At 56.6% G+C, this 19,284-nt stretch carries 20 protein-coding genes; 12 read left to right on the forward strand and 8 right to left on the reverse strand.

Annotation, left to right across the window (positions count from 1 at the left end; genetic code table 11):
* Positions 1-294: 294 nt before the first annotated feature.
* The 3 genes from F8N12_RS00995 to F8N12_RS01005 are packed head-to-tail and all read right to left on the reverse strand — an operon-like array spanning position 295 to position 3,221.
* Positions 295-1,320, reverse strand: a complete 1,026-nt coding sequence (locus F8N12_RS00995) for a sensor histidine kinase (protein ID WP_150578725.1) — start codon at positions 1,318-1,320, stop codon at positions 295-297.
* 9 nt (positions 1,321-1,329) lie between these two features.
* Positions 1,330-2,790 (reverse strand): ATPase domain-containing protein, encoded by a 1,461-nt coding sequence (locus F8N12_RS01000; RefSeq protein ID WP_150578726.1) that lies wholly within the window; start codon positions 2,788-2,790, stop codon positions 1,330-1,332.
* The gene (locus F8N12_RS01005) at positions 2,787-3,221 is read right to left on the reverse strand and encodes a hypothetical protein (RefSeq protein WP_224787645.1); all 435 of its coding nucleotides are present in this window, start codon (positions 3,219-3,221) and stop codon (positions 2,787-2,789) included. The genes F8N12_RS01000 and F8N12_RS01005 overlap by 4 nt, the downstream gene beginning before the upstream one ends.
* An 821-nt stretch (positions 3,222-4,042) precedes the next feature.
* Between F8N12_RS01005 and F8N12_RS01010 the strand changes: the two genes are divergently transcribed.
* From F8N12_RS01010 to F8N12_RS01040, 8 genes are all read left to right on the forward strand, one after another.
* Positions 4,043-4,336 carry a hypothetical protein gene (locus tag F8N12_RS01010; RefSeq protein ID WP_150578727.1) on the forward strand — a complete coding sequence of 98 codons (294 nt, stop codon included), beginning with the start codon at positions 4,043-4,045 and terminating at the stop codon, positions 4,334-4,336.
* Between the two features lie 103 nt (positions 4,337-4,439).
* Positions 4,440-5,102, forward strand: coding sequence for a site-specific integrase (locus F8N12_RS01015; RefSeq protein WP_150578728.1), 663 nt, complete (start codon positions 4,440-4,442; stop codon positions 5,100-5,102).
* 100 nt (positions 5,103-5,202) lie between these two features.
* A complete protein-coding gene (locus F8N12_RS01020; protein ID WP_150578729.1) occupies positions 5,203-6,738 on the forward strand; it encodes an AAA family ATPase in 1,536 nt (511 codons plus the stop codon).
* A complete protein-coding gene (locus F8N12_RS01025; protein WP_150578730.1) occupies positions 6,735-7,538 on the forward strand; it encodes a retron system putative HNH endonuclease in 804 nt (267 codons plus the stop codon). The genes F8N12_RS01020 and F8N12_RS01025 overlap by 4 nt, the downstream gene beginning before the upstream one ends.
* Positions 7,539-7,655: 117 nt before the next feature.
* Positions 7,656-8,429, forward strand: a complete 774-nt coding sequence (locus F8N12_RS01030; protein ID WP_191623084.1) for a hypothetical protein — start codon at positions 7,656-7,658, stop codon at positions 8,427-8,429.
* 95 nt (positions 8,430-8,524) lie between these two features.
* Complete coding sequence (locus tag F8N12_RS27735) at positions 8,525-9,058, forward strand: AbiJ-NTD4 domain-containing protein (RefSeq protein WP_224787646.1); 534 nt, start codon at positions 8,525-8,527, stop codon at positions 9,056-9,058.
* A 27-nt stretch (positions 9,059-9,085) separates the two neighbouring features.
* Positions 9,086-9,442, forward strand: coding sequence for a hypothetical protein (locus F8N12_RS27740; protein ID WP_224787647.1), 357 nt, complete (start codon positions 9,086-9,088; stop codon positions 9,440-9,442).
* A gap of 798 nt (positions 9,443-10,240) precedes the next feature.
* A complete protein-coding gene (locus tag F8N12_RS01040) occupies positions 10,241-10,435 on the forward strand; it encodes a hypothetical protein (protein WP_150578731.1) in 195 nt (64 codons plus the stop codon).
* A gap of 240 nt (positions 10,436-10,675) precedes the next feature.
* Here the strand turns inward: F8N12_RS01040 and F8N12_RS01045 are convergent, their stop codons facing one another.
* A complete protein-coding gene (locus F8N12_RS01045) occupies positions 10,676-10,948 on the reverse strand; it encodes a hypothetical protein (protein ID WP_150578732.1) in 273 nt (90 codons plus the stop codon).
* 443 nt (positions 10,949-11,391) lie between these two features.
* Between F8N12_RS01045 and F8N12_RS01050 the strand changes: the two genes are divergently transcribed.
* From F8N12_RS01050 to F8N12_RS01065, 4 genes are all read left to right on the forward strand, one after another.
* Complete coding sequence (locus F8N12_RS01050; RefSeq protein WP_150578733.1) at positions 11,392-12,750, forward strand: MATE family efflux transporter; 1,359 nt, start codon at positions 11,392-11,394, stop codon at positions 12,748-12,750.
* 102 nt (positions 12,751-12,852) lie between these two features.
* The gene (locus F8N12_RS01055; RefSeq protein WP_150578734.1) at positions 12,853-13,422 is read left to right on the forward strand and encodes a YceI family protein; all 570 of its coding nucleotides are present in this window, start codon (positions 12,853-12,855) and stop codon (positions 13,420-13,422) included.
* Positions 13,423-13,543: 121 nt separating this feature from the next.
* Complete coding sequence (locus tag F8N12_RS01060) at positions 13,544-14,089, forward strand: sigma-70 family RNA polymerase sigma factor (protein ID WP_150578735.1); 546 nt, start codon at positions 13,544-13,546, stop codon at positions 14,087-14,089.
* A gap of 17 nt (positions 14,090-14,106) precedes the next feature.
* The gene (locus F8N12_RS01065) at positions 14,107-15,036 is read left to right on the forward strand and encodes a FecR family protein (protein ID WP_150578800.1); all 930 of its coding nucleotides are present in this window, start codon (positions 14,107-14,109) and stop codon (positions 15,034-15,036) included.
* A gap of 148 nt (positions 15,037-15,184) precedes the next feature.
* Here the strand turns inward: F8N12_RS01065 and F8N12_RS01070 are convergent, their stop codons facing one another.
* The 4 genes from F8N12_RS01070 to F8N12_RS01085 form a co-directional block, all read right to left on the reverse strand.
* Entirely contained in the window at positions 15,185-16,147 is a 963-nt protein-coding gene (locus F8N12_RS01070) for an EamA family transporter (RefSeq protein ID WP_150578736.1), read from the reverse strand.
* Positions 16,148-16,501: 354 nt separating this feature from the next.
* A complete protein-coding gene (locus tag F8N12_RS01075) occupies positions 16,502-17,194 on the reverse strand; it encodes an N-acetyltransferase (protein WP_150578737.1) in 693 nt (230 codons plus the stop codon).
* A gap of 106 nt (positions 17,195-17,300) precedes the next feature.
* Positions 17,301-18,101, reverse strand: coding sequence for a ChbG/HpnK family deacetylase (locus F8N12_RS01080; RefSeq protein ID WP_150578738.1), 801 nt, complete (start codon positions 18,099-18,101; stop codon positions 17,301-17,303).
* Positions 18,073-19,281 (reverse strand): GNAT family N-acetyltransferase, encoded by a 1,209-nt coding sequence (locus F8N12_RS01085; RefSeq protein WP_150578739.1) that lies wholly within the window; start codon positions 19,279-19,281, stop codon positions 18,073-18,075. Before F8N12_RS01085 ends, F8N12_RS01080 begins: the two co-directional genes overlap by 29 nt.
* Positions 19,282-19,284: the final 3 nt, after the last annotated feature.

The following is a 19,284-nucleotide window of genomic DNA, read 5'->3' on the forward strand; positions in this document are numbered from 1 at the left end:
GAGTAAGCCTTTTTCCATAGGAGGCGGTGCCCGCTTGACCGCGGGCACTGTCAACTTGGCCATCAATCGGCAAGGTGAAAGAAAAGGTGTGCGATGTTCATCGTTATGCGCCCGTTGTTTCTGTTGAAAATGCCTATAAGGCTCTCATCAGTGGCGCCGGATTGAGCGCGAAGATGGGCATTGCGCGACCGGTTTTGTCCGCCGCCACGGCGACCTCCCGGACCGCTCCTGGCGAATAAGCGTTTCGTCGACTTTGCCCAGACTGCTGGTTCTTCAACAGACCGTCAGAAGAAGTTAATTTTTCACCCTCGGTAGCATCACCACAAACTCGCTTCCTTTACCGTCACCCTCGCTCATGCCTGTCACTGTGCCGCCATGGGCTTCGACCAACTCCCGTACCACCGTCAGACCAATGCCAAGGCCCGCGCCGTTGTAGCCGACGGCATGCACATCCTGGACAAATGGCTCGAAGATAAACGGCAGCGCCTGTGCGGAAATACCGATGCCGTTATCGCGGATGCTTATCTGTAGCAGATCGGGTTGCGCTGTCACCGAAACCATGACACTGCCGCCAGCCGGCGTGTACTTCGCCGCGTTGCCCAGCAGGTTACCGAGAATCTGCGTGAGACGTACTGCATCACCGTTGATTGTAAGCGGGCACTCTGGCAGTTCGGCGGTGAAGTGCAAATGCCGAGAAGTCATCAACAGGCTGCACACTTCAATGGCTTGATGGATGATCTGTACCATGTCGACATCGCGGCAATTCAATCGCAACTTGCCGGTACTGGCACGGGAGACGTCGAGCAAGTCGTCCACCAACCGAGACATGTGTTGCACCTGACCTTCAATCAGCGCCTGCATTCTCGGCAGTTCTTCACTGGGCACCCGCACCAGCCGGCCGGCGATCATGCTGATGGGCGTCAGCGGGTTGCGCAGTTCATGGGCGACCATCGTCAGGATGTTTCGTTGTTGTTTTAGGCTATGCTCGGCCGAGGCTTGCAAGTGCTGCGCACTGAGGGCAGCCATGATCAATTGTTCGTTGGCTTCGCGCATCTCCAGGTAGCGCTGCTGCTCCTCAGCGGAGCGCTGCGGTTTCTCCGCATCCGACTGCGCCAACAAAATCGCCAGGACCAATTGCTGATTGGCCTCGATCAGTTGCTCGAGCTGCTGGTTATGGGCGAGCTGGGTGTTGGCGACGTTCAGTTCCTGATTCAGCGCGGCCAGCACCGCGCGCGCCTCGACGGTTTTCTGGCCAAGCAGGAACAACTCGCGAGCGGCTGAAGCCATCGCCAGTTCGTTCTTGGCCATGGCCTCATTCATGACTTTTTCTCATCCATTGTCATTGCCCAGACGCTGCCGGGTAGGGCGGCCTCCGAGCAGACCTTCCTGGTCCGGTAACATGTCGCCGATTTGCAAACCGTTATCGTCGATGCGGTACAGGCGCAACTCATCGGAGTGAGCGCTGGCCCGGACTTTTACCACGGCCAAAATGCGCAACAGGCGGCTCTGCACTTCGATATAGCGCTGGACGATAATCGCATCGGTGAGAAATGCCGTGCCGTAAGGGCTGAAGCGCAGGTCGGTATAGCGGTCTTCCAGCTCCGAGGTCAGCAACACGCTGGCGCCGACGCTGGTGAGGGCGGTGACCATACGCGATAGTGATTCACGGAAATCTTCGCGGAAGGTCGGCGCCAGCGCCAGTTCGAAGCCCGACAAAGAGTCGATCACCACGCGGGTGGCCTTCAGCCGTGTGATCTCACTCAACAGCAACTGCACGATCTCGTCAATGGACAGGTCCGGTGCGCGGCTATCTACCAGGCCCACCTGACCACTCTGTATCAGGCCCGCGAGGGTGGCGTTCTGGGAATGATTAGGCCGTTGTTCGAATACCGCGATCACACCGGTTTCGCCATTGCGCGCACCTTCTGCAAGGAAGGTCGCGGCCAGAATGCTTTTACCTGAGCCCGACGGTCCGGCCACCAGTAACGAGTAACCACGGGGCAGGCCTCCACCGAGCATTTCATCAAGTTGTGGCACGCCCATCTTCAGACGCTTGATCGGGAATTCCAACGGCGCTTCAACCGGGTTGAGTGCTGCTGGCGCAAAGACCTTGATCCCCGAGGTGGCGATGCGAAAGGTGTGCAGCCCGGGCAGAGTCGGTTGGCCGCGCATCTTCATGATTTCCATCTTGCGCACCATCGAGTTGCGCTGAACGCTCTGGCGCAGCCAGATGAGGCCATCGGCCACAGTGAAAATCGGGTTGGTGTCGGTTTCTGTGAAATATTCGCCAATCAGGAAGGTCGTCGCCTGCCAAGTGGTCATCAACATGCCCAGCTGTTGAACGAACTGCGGTAGGTTGTTGTTCGGGTTGTCCTGGGTCTGGCTGGCCAGCACCACCGAACGGAACGAGTCGACGAACACGAGCGCCGGGGAATGCGTCTCCACTTCGCTGACAATGCGCCGCAGCACTTCGTCCAGATTCCCGGCCAGCGTGTCGGCGGCCAGGTTGATATAGCGGATCGAATGGTTGATCGCTCCGCTGTCGAAAAAGTCGAATTGCTGCTGGTAGCGCAGCATCTTCAGCGGCGGCTCACCCAGCACGGTAAAGAACAACGCCGGACGTTCGGGCGTTGCCAGGGCGAACATCATTTGATGTGCCAGAGTGGTTTTGCCGCAGCCAGGCGGGCCAGCGATTAGGTTGAACGAAAACTCTGGCAAACCTCCGCCCAGCACCTCGTCCAGTCCTGGCACGCCGGTGGCCAGACGGTTGATAGTCACTTTGGTGCTCATGGCGAAGTTTCCTGCGAAGGGGTGTCGCTCAAAGAAGGGGCCCACACGCCACACAGCAAGCGGGCGGTGAGTGATGGCCCGATCAGCGTGGTCAGCAACTCGTAAAAGGTCATCAGCAACGTTTCACCGAAAAACAACGCATCGGCTTCGCTTTGCTCAACGATTACGGACTTGAGGACAATCAGATCCAATGAGGCCTGCACACTGTCATAGGTACCGGCCAAGCGCGGATGGTGGGAGGCACACAGTTGAAGGCTGCGGCGATAAAGCGCGGCAACTCCTTGCTGGCCAATGATGGGCGTGAGGGCTGCGTCCATTTCCTGCAGTAATGAAGCGATCGCTTGTGCGACTGTTGCAATGTCAGCGTTAGGGCCAACACGGTGCGTCAGAGAAGCTACGATCTGACGGCTCTCTTCGCTTAGCGTGGACATGGCTAACTGATATCTGAAAAGACAGGTAGTGATACTACACCCTATAGCTGTCACCCGAGACTTAATTGGAAGCCGCCTTGGAGTCACTGTCATTCTTGGCTTGATATTGGCCAAGGCGTACATCTGTCTATCATGCCCACTCCCGGTAGGCTGGTCCCTTCGCGGCAGGCAGCAATTAGCCTTAAGCTGGCGAAGTGAGCGAATTGACTTTGCCTGTCATCCGGAACAAGCCCTCATAGTTCAGCAAATCCATCTAACCACTTGAGAGTGTTACACCATGATACCGGTGGAAAAGCTGACGAAATGGCACGAAAGCTGAAGGCTTAATCAGCTCATCATTAGCTTTGAGTCTTGCCATGCAGCGCAACTTGAATGCGACCGAGTAAACGCTTTTGTCCACGCAGCGGATTGCGTGAAGAAGACGCTAGGTATCAACCCATGGCAGGGCTTGATGATGTTCAGAAAGCATTGTCAACGAGCAGGTCATGACCGCTTTCGGCCGTTTTCTAACTGACGCGAGGGGCAGAAAACGGCCAAAAAGCAGACGTTTGTGAGCGACCGTATCCAGATAGATGCGCTTTTCGCAAAAGGCCGCTAAATCGGCCAGAAAGGGTCGTTCAATCCCTAGTTGCTCGCGCTCGACACGGATTTTCGTAGTGGACGTTAAAATCTAAACTCATTTTTTCCCACCCCACTTATGTTCTTTCAACTGTTCGGTAATTTCCGTGACCTTTGGCCTTTGGTCGGAACCCGCCTGAGTATGAGATCGGTCGACACCGCTGCCCGGTGCTACTAACCTCTTAACTGCCTGGAGAATAACCTTGACGCTTGACACGAACCAACGGCGCCGTATTGCCGTAGACGATGCACAAAAATTTCTAGCGAAACTACCGGCAAACATTCAAACCATTGTTGAGCGTCTTCCGTTCGGTGCGCGATGGATGCTCGCTGCGACCATCAGTGAGGTGCACTCCAAGCGCGATGTCTATACCACTGGCATTGCTATAGGAATGATTACTGGCGCCTCCGCACGAGATGAAATCACCAGCGAGCAGATGGAGACTCTCGCTCTGTACGGCGGGAACATTTGTCCTGATCCGTTGATCGGCAGATAATTTTCCGTGAACGTCAGAGACGCTATTAAGGCCGGACTATCCCTGGCCTTTTTCCTGACGTACTATGTCAGGATTGATGGTTAATTAGCGTTTAGAGTTCGACATGCCGAAGGCGATTGTTGTTGAAGATGAACAGCTTGAGCATGCTGTTCGAGTTGCGAAAGTAAGCAGCCCTGAGAACGGCAGTCGCGACGCGGCGCTTTTGCTCACCTGCTTTGGGACTGGCATGACGGTGACAGAGATATGTCGGCTGCGCGTGAGCGACTATCTCGCCGAATCTGGTTCGATCCAAATCGACTCTGAGGTAAGAGCAGAGGTTGCCTATAATCATCGATCGAGACCATTGTGCTGGACCAGTAAGAAGCTGACTAATGCTATAGACGTCCACCTAGCGGAGCGGCTTGCACGCGGCCATGGAGTTTCAAATAGATCAATGGCGTTTCGTGGCCTGGATTCTGATTCACCATTGTTCGTCTCCGGGCGAACTGGCGAAGGATTGAAGATCAGTGCGCAGCGGCGGGACGGCAAAACTTATTACAGCGCGAACCAGCTCAGCCGTTTGTATACGCGCTTGTTCTGCCTTGCCGGGATCGAAGGAGCCAGTGCGCAATCAGGGCGGCGAACTCTCGCGGTCAAGCTCAAGCGTCGTGGCATCGACCTCAGGCACATCAGCGAGATATTGGGCATCGAAAGCCTGGAAGCGGTTAAAAAACTCTGCGCGGGCGATCCTGCGCGTTTGGGTGACATAGTTCGGAGAATTATCTGATGAAAGTCCCGCGGCTGATGCAGGATGAGTTCAACGCTGTATTCTAGCGGCGTGGCTGGACCTGCAAAACCCTCGTTGTGGACTCGAAGATGTCCGAAGGGTGGATGAGCGAAATCATATAAAACTCGCTCGTGATGATGGCGGGCGCGGGTGGCGAAACAGAGGTCATGCCGATGATGCGCAAATTGAAGAAGGTCGGATAATGCACCTGAAAAGACTCACACTGAATAACTTCCGCTGCTACGAGAATCTCGAGCTGGATCTCCATCCCCGGCTGACTGTTATCGTCGGTAAAAACGGCGGAGGCAAAACCGCAATCCTCGATGCAATAGCTGTGGGTCTTTCGCCGGTTCTGCGTTATCTCTCTTCTGCTAATCAGCGGTTGACAGGTAAGGGAATAAAAGATACCGATTTTCGTATTGAGCCCTGGGCAAATGGGCGGTGGGGCACTTGCGACTATTCGCAGATTATCGTTGAAACAACAAAGAATCTGAAATGGGATGCTTGGAAAGCGTCAGTTAGAGGCAAGTCACCCAAGACCAAAGTCGGCGAAACCGAACTAGCTCATGCCATGGGGCGTATCACAGAAAGTTTTAGGAGTCAGCAGCCCGAGCTAGTACCTGTTTTTGCTTATTACGGAGCCCAGAGGGGATATATTGATATTCCTCAACGGCTACGGGCAGGCAAGCAAAACTATGGCCATCCAACCTCGGCCTTAATTGATGCGCTGGATGCTAAAAGCGATTTTCGCGAAATGCTCCAATGGTTCGACCTTGAGGAATCTGCGGAGCTTCGAGCGAACAAAGGCTCTAGAGCAGATGAGTATGAAGAAAGCCTAGCTCTTAATGCAGTTAGGATCGCCATTGATCAAGTGTTGGGTGGCGACTATAGCAACCCACGTTTCAATAGAGAGCACAGGTTCGTGGTTGATGCTGAGCACGGGCCGACACCTCTTCAGGTCAGCCAATTGAGTCAGGGCTATCAGAGCATGCTGGCCTTGGCTATGGACTTTGCTCGGAGACTGGCCATTGGTAATGGCCAATTTGGTCATCGTCTGCAATTACCTGCAGATGAACTAAACGAGACAGCGATAACTTTTTTTGACGAGTTAAAGCAACTTAATCCACTGTGGTTTGGAGAGCTTGATAGCGTATTACATTTACCGTCTTTTGGGGCACCTTCATTGTTAGCTCCCGGTGTCATGCTGATTGACGAATTAGATTTGCACCTTCATCCAGCTTGGCAGCAACGAGTGCTTGATGATCTCTTGCGCTCTTTCCCTATGACTCAGTTTATTGTCACGACGCATAGCCCGCAGGTGTTGACGACCGTGCCTTCAGAGAGTATCCGCATTCTGAAAGACAACAAAGTGTATTCCGCGCCACCAGGCACCGAAGGATCGGAGCCGGAGCGCATGCTTAGACAGGTGCTTGGCCTTGAGGAGGTGCGTCCACCATCCAGTCTTGCAACTCAGGAGCTGAATGAATATCTGTTAATGGTAGATAGAGACCAGTGGGACAGCTCGCGAGCCCAAGAACTGCGCAAAAAGCTGGAAGAGCGCTATCAGGGGCAGGAACCAGCGCTGCTGGATGCTGATCTTCAGATCGAGAACCGCAAGTGGGAGCTGGGTGCGTGAAGCGCGTTATTAGGCTTGATGAACCCGCTGAACTGGCGGAGTACCGTGCAGCAAATCCGTTGAGTAGCTGGGAGCAAATGCGAGGCGACGCGGCAGGTCGTGCTGCTTATGAAACTGTTCGGCTTCAGTTGCTTAATGGACAAGGTTGCCTATGTGGTTTCTGCGAGATCGGAATACATGACCTTGACCCGCTCAAATGTCGAGTCGAGCATTTTCATCCCAAATCGGATACTTCAACAGCACACAACTGGGCGCTCGATTGGCACAATTTTATTGCTGTTTGCATGGGTGGATCCCAACGCTATCTACAGGCGCCCTATACACTGGAGCCGCTGCCGGAAAACCTCAGTTGTGATGCGCACAAAGATCAGATGATCACCACCGGCAGACTCACTGAGTATTGCGAGGGATGGATCATTGCCCCTCTCGATGTACCTGAGGTCCCCTGTTTGTTTTTTCTCGTAAAGAGTACAGGTAAGCTGGAGCCTGATGAGCAGGCTTGTGCCGACGTGACTATCCCGGGCAACAAGCACGCAGGCACTCAAGAGCTGGTGCAACACACCATTGATATGCTCAATCTCAACTGCAACCGCTTATGCGAGGCTCGCAAACGAGTTCTGTGGGATATAGAGCGCAATAAAAAGAGCCTGCGCCTTCAGGGCATTCGTCCTGAGCAAGCCTTGCGGACACTTTCGGAGCGCTATTTCCGCCATCGTTGGCCGGCATTCTTCACCACCATACGTTTTTGTCTGGGTACTGCTGCTGAGCAGTACCTGACTGATATTGAATTTCAAGGTTGACGATGTTCAAGCCCGCGACCACTTTGAGGCAGTGTTGGAAGCGCTGCGCAAACTCGACCTCGACGGCGAGTCCGGGTTGGACGTGCGACTGGCCTCGTAGTAATCAAGGAAAGAACTATGGATGACTACGAAGAGTGCGGTGAAGAGATTCCTTACGAGAGCCCTGAAAGAATTGATCAGATGGCGATTTACTCGGCTCTAAACAGCCTGATGTTCTTCGCAAACAACCTCGACTTTAGTAACCAAGCGATGAATCTCACAGTTGTGGATGAGTTCATCATGGATCTTGAGTACGGATACCTCCGTAGTAAATTCGATGAGACAAACACGCCTTATCAGTCGATGTTCCTGTCTGCGCAGTCACAAATGTGGATTTTTTCTGCTTACGAGCTGATGCGCACATGGCGCGAGAAAATCACTAAGTACCTTAAAGCAGCGGACAACGGCGGACTGCCGCTAAAGCTGAAGGAGCTTCAAAAGCCCATTAGCTACGAGAATTATACGATCCAAAGACACATCGACGAAATCACTCTACTTATCGAGAATCCAAAGCTTGTTGAGACGATGAGGGATGATCTAAAGCGTACTCAAATGCTGTTCACTCAGATGGAGCTTCTGCGGATGTCGCTAGCAAAGCACCAGATGAGAAAGCGACCGAGCGCTGCTGTCCAGACACCGACAGTTGGATTCATGAATCGCTGGTGTGGCTCCTTGGAGTACCAGATCAACAGCGGCCAGATGATCATCTGCAATTTGAGCCGCAGAGACATTGCGGATGGGATTCGAGCGATACCAGCAATGACCGTTGCCTCCGACAAAGATCTCGACTCATTCGAAGCTGTCATACGTGGCTCTAGCGATGATGAGCTCAAGTCAATGCTCCAGGAATGATAGCTCAACTGCCCATTCTCCCAAGCCCCGGCCTTAAACCGGGGCCAAGGGCGTGAGAGGCGCCCATTTAGCGTCCTAGTACGGGAGAGAACAAGGTGGCGGACTACTTCAGTGATCGCGAGAACGGACCTGTTCCTCGCATAGATCAGGTGATTTCTCCGGTTGCTTGGGCCGGTATTGTGGCTTTGGTTCAGGGATATGTAGCCAATGGTGGTTTTGGCTTCCGCTTTCCGGTGAATTGTCCCGATGGAGCCGCCCCTTACGGTACTGATGAGAAAGCCTTTGGGGCCAATGTCAGGGCCTTGATGCCTGGCTTGGAATGGCCGCTTCAAACTACTCAGACAGATCCTGATTTTAGCTTTGGGTCCCCCATCCCAATGGCACCAGCAACTCTTCTGATTCTGGATTTCGTAGAGTATGTGCATGCTGTGGTGGCGAAGCCTTTTGTAGTCAAGCGTCACGATTATCACAACCACAATCACTTGGGTTTTAATCAGGGGGAAGGCCAATTTGAGTTCATGGCCGACGTTAACAGTGTTTTTGCACGATGTGGAGTAGCCTACGAGTTGCAATCCGATGGGCGAGTCGTACGCCTATTGCCTCTGATTCTGCGTGAGACGCTTAGTTGAGCCCTCTTCAGGACAGGCGATAAAATCTTGGACAATGGTTTGGAAGAGGCTCGGGTGAAGTTTTCCTCACCAGATCCGATCATTCGTCGGGAAGCACTTGAGCGTTTATGGGATGCATTCGAACGACTGAAATCGCTTGCTGATGCTGATAAAAAGAGATCGATTTCGATAATTTTGGACGCTGCGGCTAGCGAACACGCCTTCCGTACAATGCTTGAATTCGAAGCGAAACAACTGACCGAAATAGGCAATAATTTCCTCATTCGCCATTACGAAAAGCGTCAGGTGCCGGTTATACAAACTGACCATGTTGATTACCTGTTTCACCGTCTTTTTGCATTTATTCAACTCCTACTCGGCCGGAGTTGTTGCGCGAGTGGTTGAGTGCAGCTGCTGAGCAGGGCTGGATCAACGGCATCGAGCCATAGGAAAAGGATGACAGGGTGATGTTTGACGATAGAGCGATAGAGCGATAGAGCGATAGAGCGATAGAGCGATAGAGCTTTACACCCAATTTCGCAATTTCGCAATTTCGCACGAAAGCTTCCTCCGATTGACCGACCCCTGCTGCGGCCCTTGACTGACGGCCAGACTATGAGCGGCCAAGTGATTTTACTCGTCGAAGCAGCAAGCGATTTTTCACGCGAGCTGTTCAACTCGGTGAACGATATTGCTCGCTCGTTGGTTATGCTGAAAGCATGGGCACAAGTCTATGAGGAATGCGACCGGTATGAGCAATACGACCTCTTGCTTGAGCACATCCGACCGAATTCGACGCTGGCTTTAGGTGCTCCGCAGGCTACTAGGGGCCGGTTCATTTATGCGGCGGCTATGTGCTGCACACAAGCCAATAGAGTCCTACCCCTGATCGCCCCGAGTTAGCTTGGCGCGGGTAGGGAAATATGAATTGCAAATTGCCTCCAAAGTTGGACAACCCTGGGACAAGTGGAAGGAGCTTGCCCTATACTTAGTGAGGGTTTGAGCTTTGGAGCTATCAGCGAGCTTACTGGCAACTTTCGAAATGCGACCGAACATGGCCATCCCCGGAACATTGGCATGGGGCTTACAGCATCGGTTGAGCTGAGCGAAATCGAAATGCCAGGCCGCCTTAAACCGTGCGGAGGGATGATAGAGACCACCAAGAAACAAGCGTGGGCGGTTTCCGTGCGATAAGCGATTCCTTTGAGTTCGGTCATCGAAGTACTGACTGAGCAATACGCATTGGCGCTCAAAGCTTATGAGCTCCTGAGCGAGCTGTTGCAAGACCAGTTCAACGGCCTACAAGTCAAAACGCATCCTTTTCCGTGGACCTTACCTAAGCATATGAGGCGGGTGATCGATGTCAAAAGCTCGAATCCGGATGATGGTGAAACATGACACTCACCGAGTTCTACGTCATAGCAAGGATATGAATCTCCGGCACCCCGCCACGAGTGCGAAAGAGGACGTATAGGGGCGCCCTGTGTACCCGATACTGGTGACTGAGACTCCCTGTTTCGTAAGGGAGACGGAATGGCCTCTTTTGGCCGAAAGCCGACCTGCAGCGAACGCCAAAGAAAGCAGCATTGAACCTTTCACCTAAAAAAACGGGCACATATCAGCGCCCGTTCTCATCACTCACTCCGCCGCTTGCGCCCGCAACCGTCGCCCGATCACATCCATCAAATCACAGCCATCCCTTAACGGAATAACCAGCAGCTGAGAGAAGTCCGTGAGCACCACTGTGTCGCAACCCAGTTCGGCGCGGTAGGCGATGGTTTCCAGTACTTGCGTGACCGAGCGGATGCGGTGGTCGGCCATGGCTTGCAGGACGTCGAGTGGGGCTTGGGTGTCGATGAGCAGGGAGGCCGGGATCAGGTCGATTCCGGTGAGGGGCATGTAGCGATTCATAGGAAGATCTCTGTTTGATTGGCTTGCGCCGTCACTCAGTCGTCGCCAAACGATTGGGTGGCAGCTGTGCGCAGGTTGGCGAACCGGCAACAGAGAAAACCGGCAGACCCCAAGGTCTCCCGCGCACAGCCGCCATAACAGCGGCTTTGCGGGTGCGACGACCCCTGCAACAAAGCCGGGAGCCTTCGCATTCTCTGTGATCAGGTCGCCAAACCCGAATCGCCCATCCGGACGACGGAGCGGACTATAAGCCTCATCGCATCCCTCGACAAGGTGAGCAATTCTGAGCGTTGCGTAGGAACTTTATAGTGGGCCTGGGACGTCTATCCCCTGTCGCGGGAATTTCGTGCGCACCCTGAACCATCATTTCAGCTCAGCGTGTCGATAGCCGCTGACGCTATCCTTAGAAACCGTAACCCGCAGTAGAGCCGGATCTCCACCCAATGCAAACCCCGACCACCGATCACCACCTCTGGAAAACCTACCTGCTTTTCCTCGCGCCCATGGTGCTCTCCAATTTTCTGCAGTCCATGTCGGGCACCATCAACAGCATCTACATCGGCCAGATGCTTGGCACGCAAGCGTTGGCCGCTGTGTCGGGCATGTTCCCCATCGTGTTTTTTTTCATCGCGCTGGTGATCGGCCTCGGCGCCGGGGCAGGGGTGTTGATCGGTCAGGCTTGGGGCGCACGTGAAGCGCATCTGGTCAAAGCCATTGCCGGGACCACGTTGCTCCTGGGCGCAATTATTGGCCTGACCGCCGCAGTGCTCGGCAGCGTGTTCGCGCGGCCGGCGTTGCAGGGTTTGGGTACGCCGCCGGACGTACTCGATGACGCCGTCGCGTATGCCCACGTGATGATGTGGATCATGCCGTCGCTGCTGGTATACGTGCTGTTCACGCAGTTGCTGCGCGGGGTGAGCGATACGGTGTCGCCGCTGGTGGCGCTGGTGGTGTCGACTTGTATCGGGCTGGCGCTGACGCCGGCGTTGATTCGCGGTTGGCTGGGGCTGCCGATGATGGGGATTCAGAGTGCGGCGTATGCGGGGCTGGTGGGCAATCTGGCGGCGATGGGCTGGCTGGCATGGCGACTGATTCGACGCGGGCATCCGTTGGCGCCGGACCGCGAGATGTTTGCGGCGATGCGCCTGGACCGGGTGATTCTAGGCAAAGTGTTGCGCATCGGTTTGCCGACCGGGTTGCAGATGGTGGTGTTGTCGGTATCAGAGCTGGTGATCCTGGCGCTGGTCAATCAGCACGGTTCGCAGGCAACGGCGGCCTATGGCGCGGTGACGCAGATCGTCAATTATGTGCAGTTCCCGGCGCTGTCGATTGCGATCACCGCTTCGATCCTCGGGGCGCAGGCGATCGGCGCGGCGCGGGTCGAGCGAATCGGGCCGATTCTGCGCACGGGTCTGCTGATCAACGTGTGCCTGACCGGTGGCCTGGTGGTGTTGGGTTACCTGCTGTCGCACTGGTTGCTCGGCCTTTTCTTGACCGATGAATTGACACGGGCGAAAGCCGAGCAGCTGTTGCATATCATGCTCTGGAGTCTTTTGGTGTTTGGCTTCCAGGCGATCATCGGCGGCATCATGCGCGCCAGCGGTAATGTGTTGGTGCCGATGGCGATTTCTATCTTCTGCGTGGTCGGGGTGCAGTTGCCGGTGGCCTATGTGCTGGATGGGCACTACGGTTTGCAAGGCGTGTGGATGGCGTTCCCGGTGGCGTACCTGGGCATGCTGCTGTTGCAGACGCTGTATTACAAACTGGTGTGGAAGCATCAGAAAATCGAGCGTCTGGTATAGGGCGGGGCGGGTTAGCGGGTTTGTGGAGCGTCAGCGCTGGCGAGATTCGCGCGCGCGGCAAATGTTTGCTTAAGTCTTCTTACAGCGCCATCGGAGAAGCCCATGAACCGTCGATTCCAGCGCCCTGCCGCAGGGGTTGCAGCCTTGTTGATCGGTGCATTGCCGTGGGCTGAGGCGGTCGAGTACAGCGAGGTCAACGACACCGCCAGCACCATCAGTTTTACCTATCATCAGATGGGCTCGCGGGTATATGGCACGTTTGCCTCCTTTCGCGGCACGCTCGCTTTCGACACACAGAATCCTGCCGTCTCCCGCGCAGGGCTGGTCATCGAACTGGACAGCATCGATGCCGGCAGCAGCGATGCCAATGAAGAACTGAAAAAACCTGCCTGGTTCGACACGGCGACTTATCCGCGGGCAACGTTTCAGTCGACTGCGGTAAAGGTGCTGGGCGAGCACCGCTACCTGATCAGCGGGACCCTGTCGCTGCGGGGCGTTACCCGTGAAGTGGCAGTGCCGGTGACACTCAAGTCCGAGAACGCTATCGGCATCTTTGACGGCGAACTGATCCTGCGGCGCGCCGATTTCAAACTGGGCGAAGGTGAATGGGCGGACAGCTTCGTATCCAGCGATATCACTATCAGGTTCAGAATGGTCGCGCCGGAGCACTGAGGTCGATCGCCCAACAGCGTTTCTTTTGAACATTCGGCCGTGCCGGTGGCTTGCTCTGGCGCAGATTTGCTGTCATCGTTATCGCTACTGGTAATCTTTCTTATTTGAGAAATTTTTTCGTATGCGTAACATTTCCGTGGCCGATGATGATTTGGCGAGCCGTCATCGGACATTCTCCCAGCTCTACAGCGATCACCATTCCTGGTTGCATGGCTGGCTGCGGAAGAAACTCGGCTGCTCGCAACGGGCGGCCGATCTGGCGCAGGATGCATTCATCCGCGTGCTCACGTTGACCGATCCGCACACCATCAAAGAGCCGCGGGCGTTTCTGGCGACCATGGCTGGCCGGCTGTTGATCGATGGCGCCCGGCGCCGGCGGATCGAACAGGCGTATCTCGAGGCACTGGCGATTCAGGCAAGTGATGCCGGCATGCCAGACCCCGAGGCGATTCACGTCGCGCTTGAGGCGTTGGAAAAGATCGCAGTGATGCTCGCCGGGTTGCCGAGCAAAAACCGCGAGGCGTTTCTGCTGAGTCGGCTCGACGGGCTGACTTACAGTGAGATCGCGCTTGAATTGAAGGTGTCGGCGAGCACGGTGAAAAACTATGTCGCGGCGGCGCTGGTTCATTGTTACAACACCTTGTACGGGGCGGATCAGCCAGCGTGACGCCTCCCTCCGAACAGATGATCAACGAAGCGGCGCGCTGGTTGACGCTGCTGCATGACGACTGCGTCAGTAACGCCGAGCGTGCGGCTTTCGATGCCTGGTGCGCAGCCGATCCACGGCACGCTGTTGCGGTTGAACGCATGCGCGGTTTATGGACCAGCCTCAGTGAGCTGCCGGCCGCGCCTGCACGGGTTGCGTTGAAACAGGCTTTCGCGCGATCCGGTCGATCTGCTTCAAGCCGTGGCGTCCAGGTGTTAGCACTGCTGGGAGTGCTGGCGTGTGGCTGGGTCGGTGTCGACAATCTGCCGATCTGGATGGCCGATCAGCGCACTGGCGTGGGCGAGCGGCGCGAGATGACGTTGTCGGACGGCAGCCATCTGCAACTCAATAGCCATTCGGCGCTGGACGTGAAATTCGACGGGCAGCAACGGGTGATTGAATTGCTGGCGGGAGAGTTGTGGGTGGACGTGGCCAAGGACGCCAAGCGTCCGTTCGTGGTGCGCACCGACCAAGGCACCGCGACGGCGCTTGGCACGCGGTATCTGGTCAAACGCGAAGCGGACGGTTCCACGGTAATCAGCGTGCTCGAATCGGTTGTTGCCGCCAAAGCCAATGGGCTTGAGGCGGTGAACGTCAAGGCCGGCGAGCAAGCGCGGATGAAAGCGGGCAGGGTGCAAGCACCGTATGCCATCGGCAACGCAGACCCGGATGCCTGGACACGCGGCTTGCTGAAAGTCGACGACCGACCACTCAGCGAAGTGCTGCAGGCGCTGGCCAGTTACCGCCATGGCCTGGTGCGCTATGACCAACAGGCGCTGCAGTCATTACGAGTGTCCGGCGTATTCCGCCTCGACGATACCGACGCCGCGCTGGCGACACTGGCCGACAATCTACCGATCCAGGTTGAGCATTTCACCGATCTGCTGGTGGTGGTCAAACCGCGCTGACCTGCTGATTATCAAACCACACCATCGCCGATCCCCCATACCGAAATTCAGCAACCACCCGCGAACGTGCAGGAGCTGGCTTGCCAGCGATGCGATTTCAACCGGGTATCCATGTCGTCAGGCATTTGCCTCGCCAGCAAGCTGGCTGCTACAGAGCTCCAGCTTTCGCTTCGACCTTTGTCTCCGTCTTGCGATACGTCAGCAGCACAATGCCTGTCACGACGATCACGCCACCCACCACCTGGCCGGCGCTCAGCATCTGATCCAGCACAATCCAGCCCATCAGCAAGGTTGCCAGCGGTTCAATGTTCATCACCGGCGCGTTGCGCGGCATGTCCAGGCGCGGCACGGAAATGAACAGCACGATGAAACCCGTGCCATATAGCACCACCAGCGTCGCAAGTGCCATCCAGCCGGTGGACGTCGCAGGCAGGTTCAGGCCGCCGGGCAGGGCGCCGGTCAATCCCGCGAGATTGACGCTGCTGAAGACGATGAAAATAGTCAGCAGGCTGCGCACCGAACCGCGAACCTGCGACAACTTGTGATCGGTAATCCACAACGCGCAGGCGAACACAGTGGCGGCGCAAAACGCGAGGCCCACGCCGAGCAGCCATTGCGGACCCACGCTGGCGTTGGCCGACAGGCGTCCCGGCACGTCGAGCACAAATACCAGACCCACCAGAATCAGCCCCATCAAGGCCGCCGTGCGCGCCGTCGGCCGTGCTCCGCCCAGTGCCCAAGTGAGCAACGCCAGGAGGATCGGGAAGACGTTGGCCACCAGCAACGCCAATGCGACCGGCACTCGCGCCACGGCAGAGTAAAGACACAGGCTTTGCGCGGTAATCAGCAAACCCAACAGCAGTTGCCAGCGCCAGGCACCCGCCGGCAATCGCAGATTCTGTCGTTGCCACAGCACCAGCGCGGCGAGCACCAGCAACGTTCCGCCCGAACGCATCAAGATCGCCAGCAATACCCCGGCGCCATCATCGAAGGCGACCCGGGCTGCCACATGATTACCGGCGAATGCACAGCCCATGCACAACAGAATGAGCACGGCGATGTGGCGGGGAAAAGGTGCTGGGGTGGATGAAGCGAGGGCGGAGCGGGTCATGGCAGGTTCTCAAGAGGGGTACGTGCCATCTTCCGGGATGGCTTCGTGTTGTTATTATGTCATCGTACAACCTCCTGAGTTCTACCGGAATTGGTTTGCGTGGGCAAGGATGATGGTTTATTTAAAGCACGAAAATGTTGGCCTGCCTGCCTGCCTGCCTGCCTGCCTGCCAGGCCGTTTAAGCAACCTGGGTATTCTTGCTAAGAGATCGTATGACTGCGCCGGGACGGCCTACAGGCCCCGTCTCGGGGCTAGCCTCGCCCTCCATGAATGTCCTGTAACCGAGAATGGCGGATCAACCCCGCCAACGGCAGGAGCGGTGCCCCTGCAGGTTGTGCCGGTTTCAACCGAGCCTCACGCGCTCGCCGCGCCCGTGACTACGGGCCGACCCGGTTTGCGCAGCGGGTCGAGGCGCGAGCCGGTGTAACGCGTTTCCCGATAGAATTTCCACAAACCGAACAGACCGTACACATGCGTCACGCGACCCTGCTCTTGATAGCCCATGCGGATATGCAGCTTCATCGCCGGGATGTTGTGGGTTTCCACCACGTCGACCACCTTGTTGCAGCCTTTGGCCGCCATGGCTTCCCACTGCGCCACCTGGACATCGACCGACAGACTGGTGCCGAAATAGGCGCGGGCCATTTCGCCGCCAAAACAAAAAAATTCGCCTGGCTTGACCGGGAACCAGCAACCGTAATAGTGGCGGTCATGGTAGTCGCGGGTGCTGGCCCAGATGAACCCGATGGCATGGCCATCCTGGTCCAGGTACATATGGCCGGTATGCCCGTCGGCGGCCAGCTCGGCCATCGTGCCTACGCGATCGCCGAAGTGCTTCGTGAACGCGACTGCATTTTCCGGGGTGATTACTGCCATTCGTACCGGTGGATAAGGTCGCAGCTTGTGCGGTGGAACCGGGCTGACCAGGTCGCGCTCCATCCAGAGCAGTTCCCAATGGAAAAATACATAACGCCTCCACAGCGTGCGAAGCATGCGGCTCAGACCTTTTTGTTTGATTCGTTCGCGAAGCTTGTCGATGACTTTCATGACGCTCTCCAAAGCCGGAGCCAAGGTGTGGTGGGGGACGTTCTTGTTGGGTATAGATCACGCGGTGAAAATCATGTCAAAGCGCCACCTTTGAATATGTTGCATTTTATGTAGATCGCTCCATTGGTATTGCCTGGCCGCGTAAATCCTCAATCAGGTCGCCATAGGAAATACGTGGAACGCCCGGCAGCCTGAGCGTCAGCAGGGATTTGAGCGATTCTTCTGGCGACAGGTAAGCGTCGCCGAAATCGGCCCCGAGCTGGGTCGGGTGCGCGACAATTTCCAGCACGCCGTCGGTTGGAATGTCACCGTCGCGCAAGCCAATCGGGGTGCACACGTAATCCGCTGTGGTACCTGCCAGGCTACGCAGACGACGGTTGAGCAGCTCCTTGAAAATGCGCTTGGGCAGGTTCAGGTTTTGTCCCATGTTGCGCGCCAGTCGCACGGCAACGCCCTGGCTCGCCGCGAAACGCGCGACGATTTCCCCAATCGGCCAGATGTTGTGCACGTGCTGATGGGAATCCAGATGGCTGGGCCGCACACCGTTGTCGAGGCAGCGTTGCCATTGCGCTTGTAGTTCTTCCTGTACGGCATCGCGGTCCAGACGATTGAGCCGCATACGGTGGCGCGGCAGGTTGAGGTCGAAGACCCCGGTGCTGTCGCAAAAATTGGCCCGCGTGAGAATGCCCTGGCTCAAAGGCCGGCCATATGTGAGGTTGAAATGCAGGCCGATGCGCCCCGCAAGCAACGGATGGCGAGCCATGGCGCAGGCCGCTTCGAACGCAGGCATGTTGGCCATCGCCGTTGCAGAACTGATGACGCCCGCCTGGAACGCGCCGAGGATCACCGTGTTTTCGTTGGGGCTGAGACCGAAGTCATCAGCGTTGACTATGACTTGGCGTGGCATGTTCACTCTCCCGGTGAGGTTCGATGGTGGCGGCCACTTTAGCGGTCGGTACCGGTGTCGCAGGTGTCGCCGACGTGGCTCGCCTGGCGCGCCATTTCTGCAACCAGGGTTTCAACCGCTGCCAGCTGCGCAAGGCAAATCCAAGGACCAGGCCGCTGGGGCGCCACGAGTAAAAACTCCAGCGCCAATGCTCAAGCTGGCCGCTCATGCGTTCATGCAGCTGATGGCTGGAATTTTCCAGACTGACCCGCGACGCATCGATCCAGCGCCAATTGTCGTCCAGCCCCCAGCGAATCCATTCTTCCAGCAGCACCCGACCGCTGCCCAGATCAGCGTATTGCGGCAGGAACGCCAGGTTGTAATCGTACAGCCGGCCCTGTTCCAGCAACCCGAGTCGATAACTGATGCAACGGCCGTCCAGTTCCAGCACCACCACTCGCACCAGACCCTGAGCGGCGAGGGCGGTGAAGGCGCGATCCATCCACTGGCGATGACGTTCATCAGAGAAAATTCCCACGCCTTCGTCGCCTTTCCAGCTCACTGCTTCGACTTCGCTGATGACTTGCAGCAAGGGTCCCATGCTCGCCGCGTCGGGCGTGATGCGGCGAATTTCAGCGCCGCAGGCCGCAATTCGTTTGCGCGCCCGACGTAGTTTGTAGCGCGGATCACCGGACACTTCCTGACGATCGGCGTCGCTGATCAAGTGCACCGGCACTCGGCAACTAAGACGTCGTTCGCCCGTCGAGCTGTGAGCCATCCATTGTGTCAGCGCGCTCTCCGCGCCGATCGGTTCGGACAGCTCGTTGAGTTGCAACAGGGCATGCGGTAAGCGTCGGCGGATCTCGATCAAGGCCTTGCGCATGTCGTCGGCGTCGACGCGGGTCAGTAATGCCAGACGATCGGTCAGTGGATAGCCGAGGTGATGCAGCACCCGAAACGGCAGCCTGCCGAAGCGCTCGACCGAGGCCACCAACGGCAGGCAAAACACCAGTTCGGTGCCCTGCCAGCCGAGCAGCACGTGCAAACGCTCCGCGCCGCTCAGCGCCTGTTCGGACGCGCACAGCCAGGCGAGCGCGTTGAATGGGGTGTGGTCCATCACTCGCAGGCGCAGTGCTTCATAAGCCGCCGCAGGAAAATCTGCTGCGCACAGCGAAGTGCGCCATTCGTATCGCGCTGCCATAAG

Origin of the sequence: Pseudomonas fluorescens (assembly GCF_902497625.1) — a bacterium.
Lineage (GTDB): Bacteria > Pseudomonadota > Gammaproteobacteria > Pseudomonadales > Pseudomonadaceae > Aquipseudomonas > Aquipseudomonas fluorescens_BQ.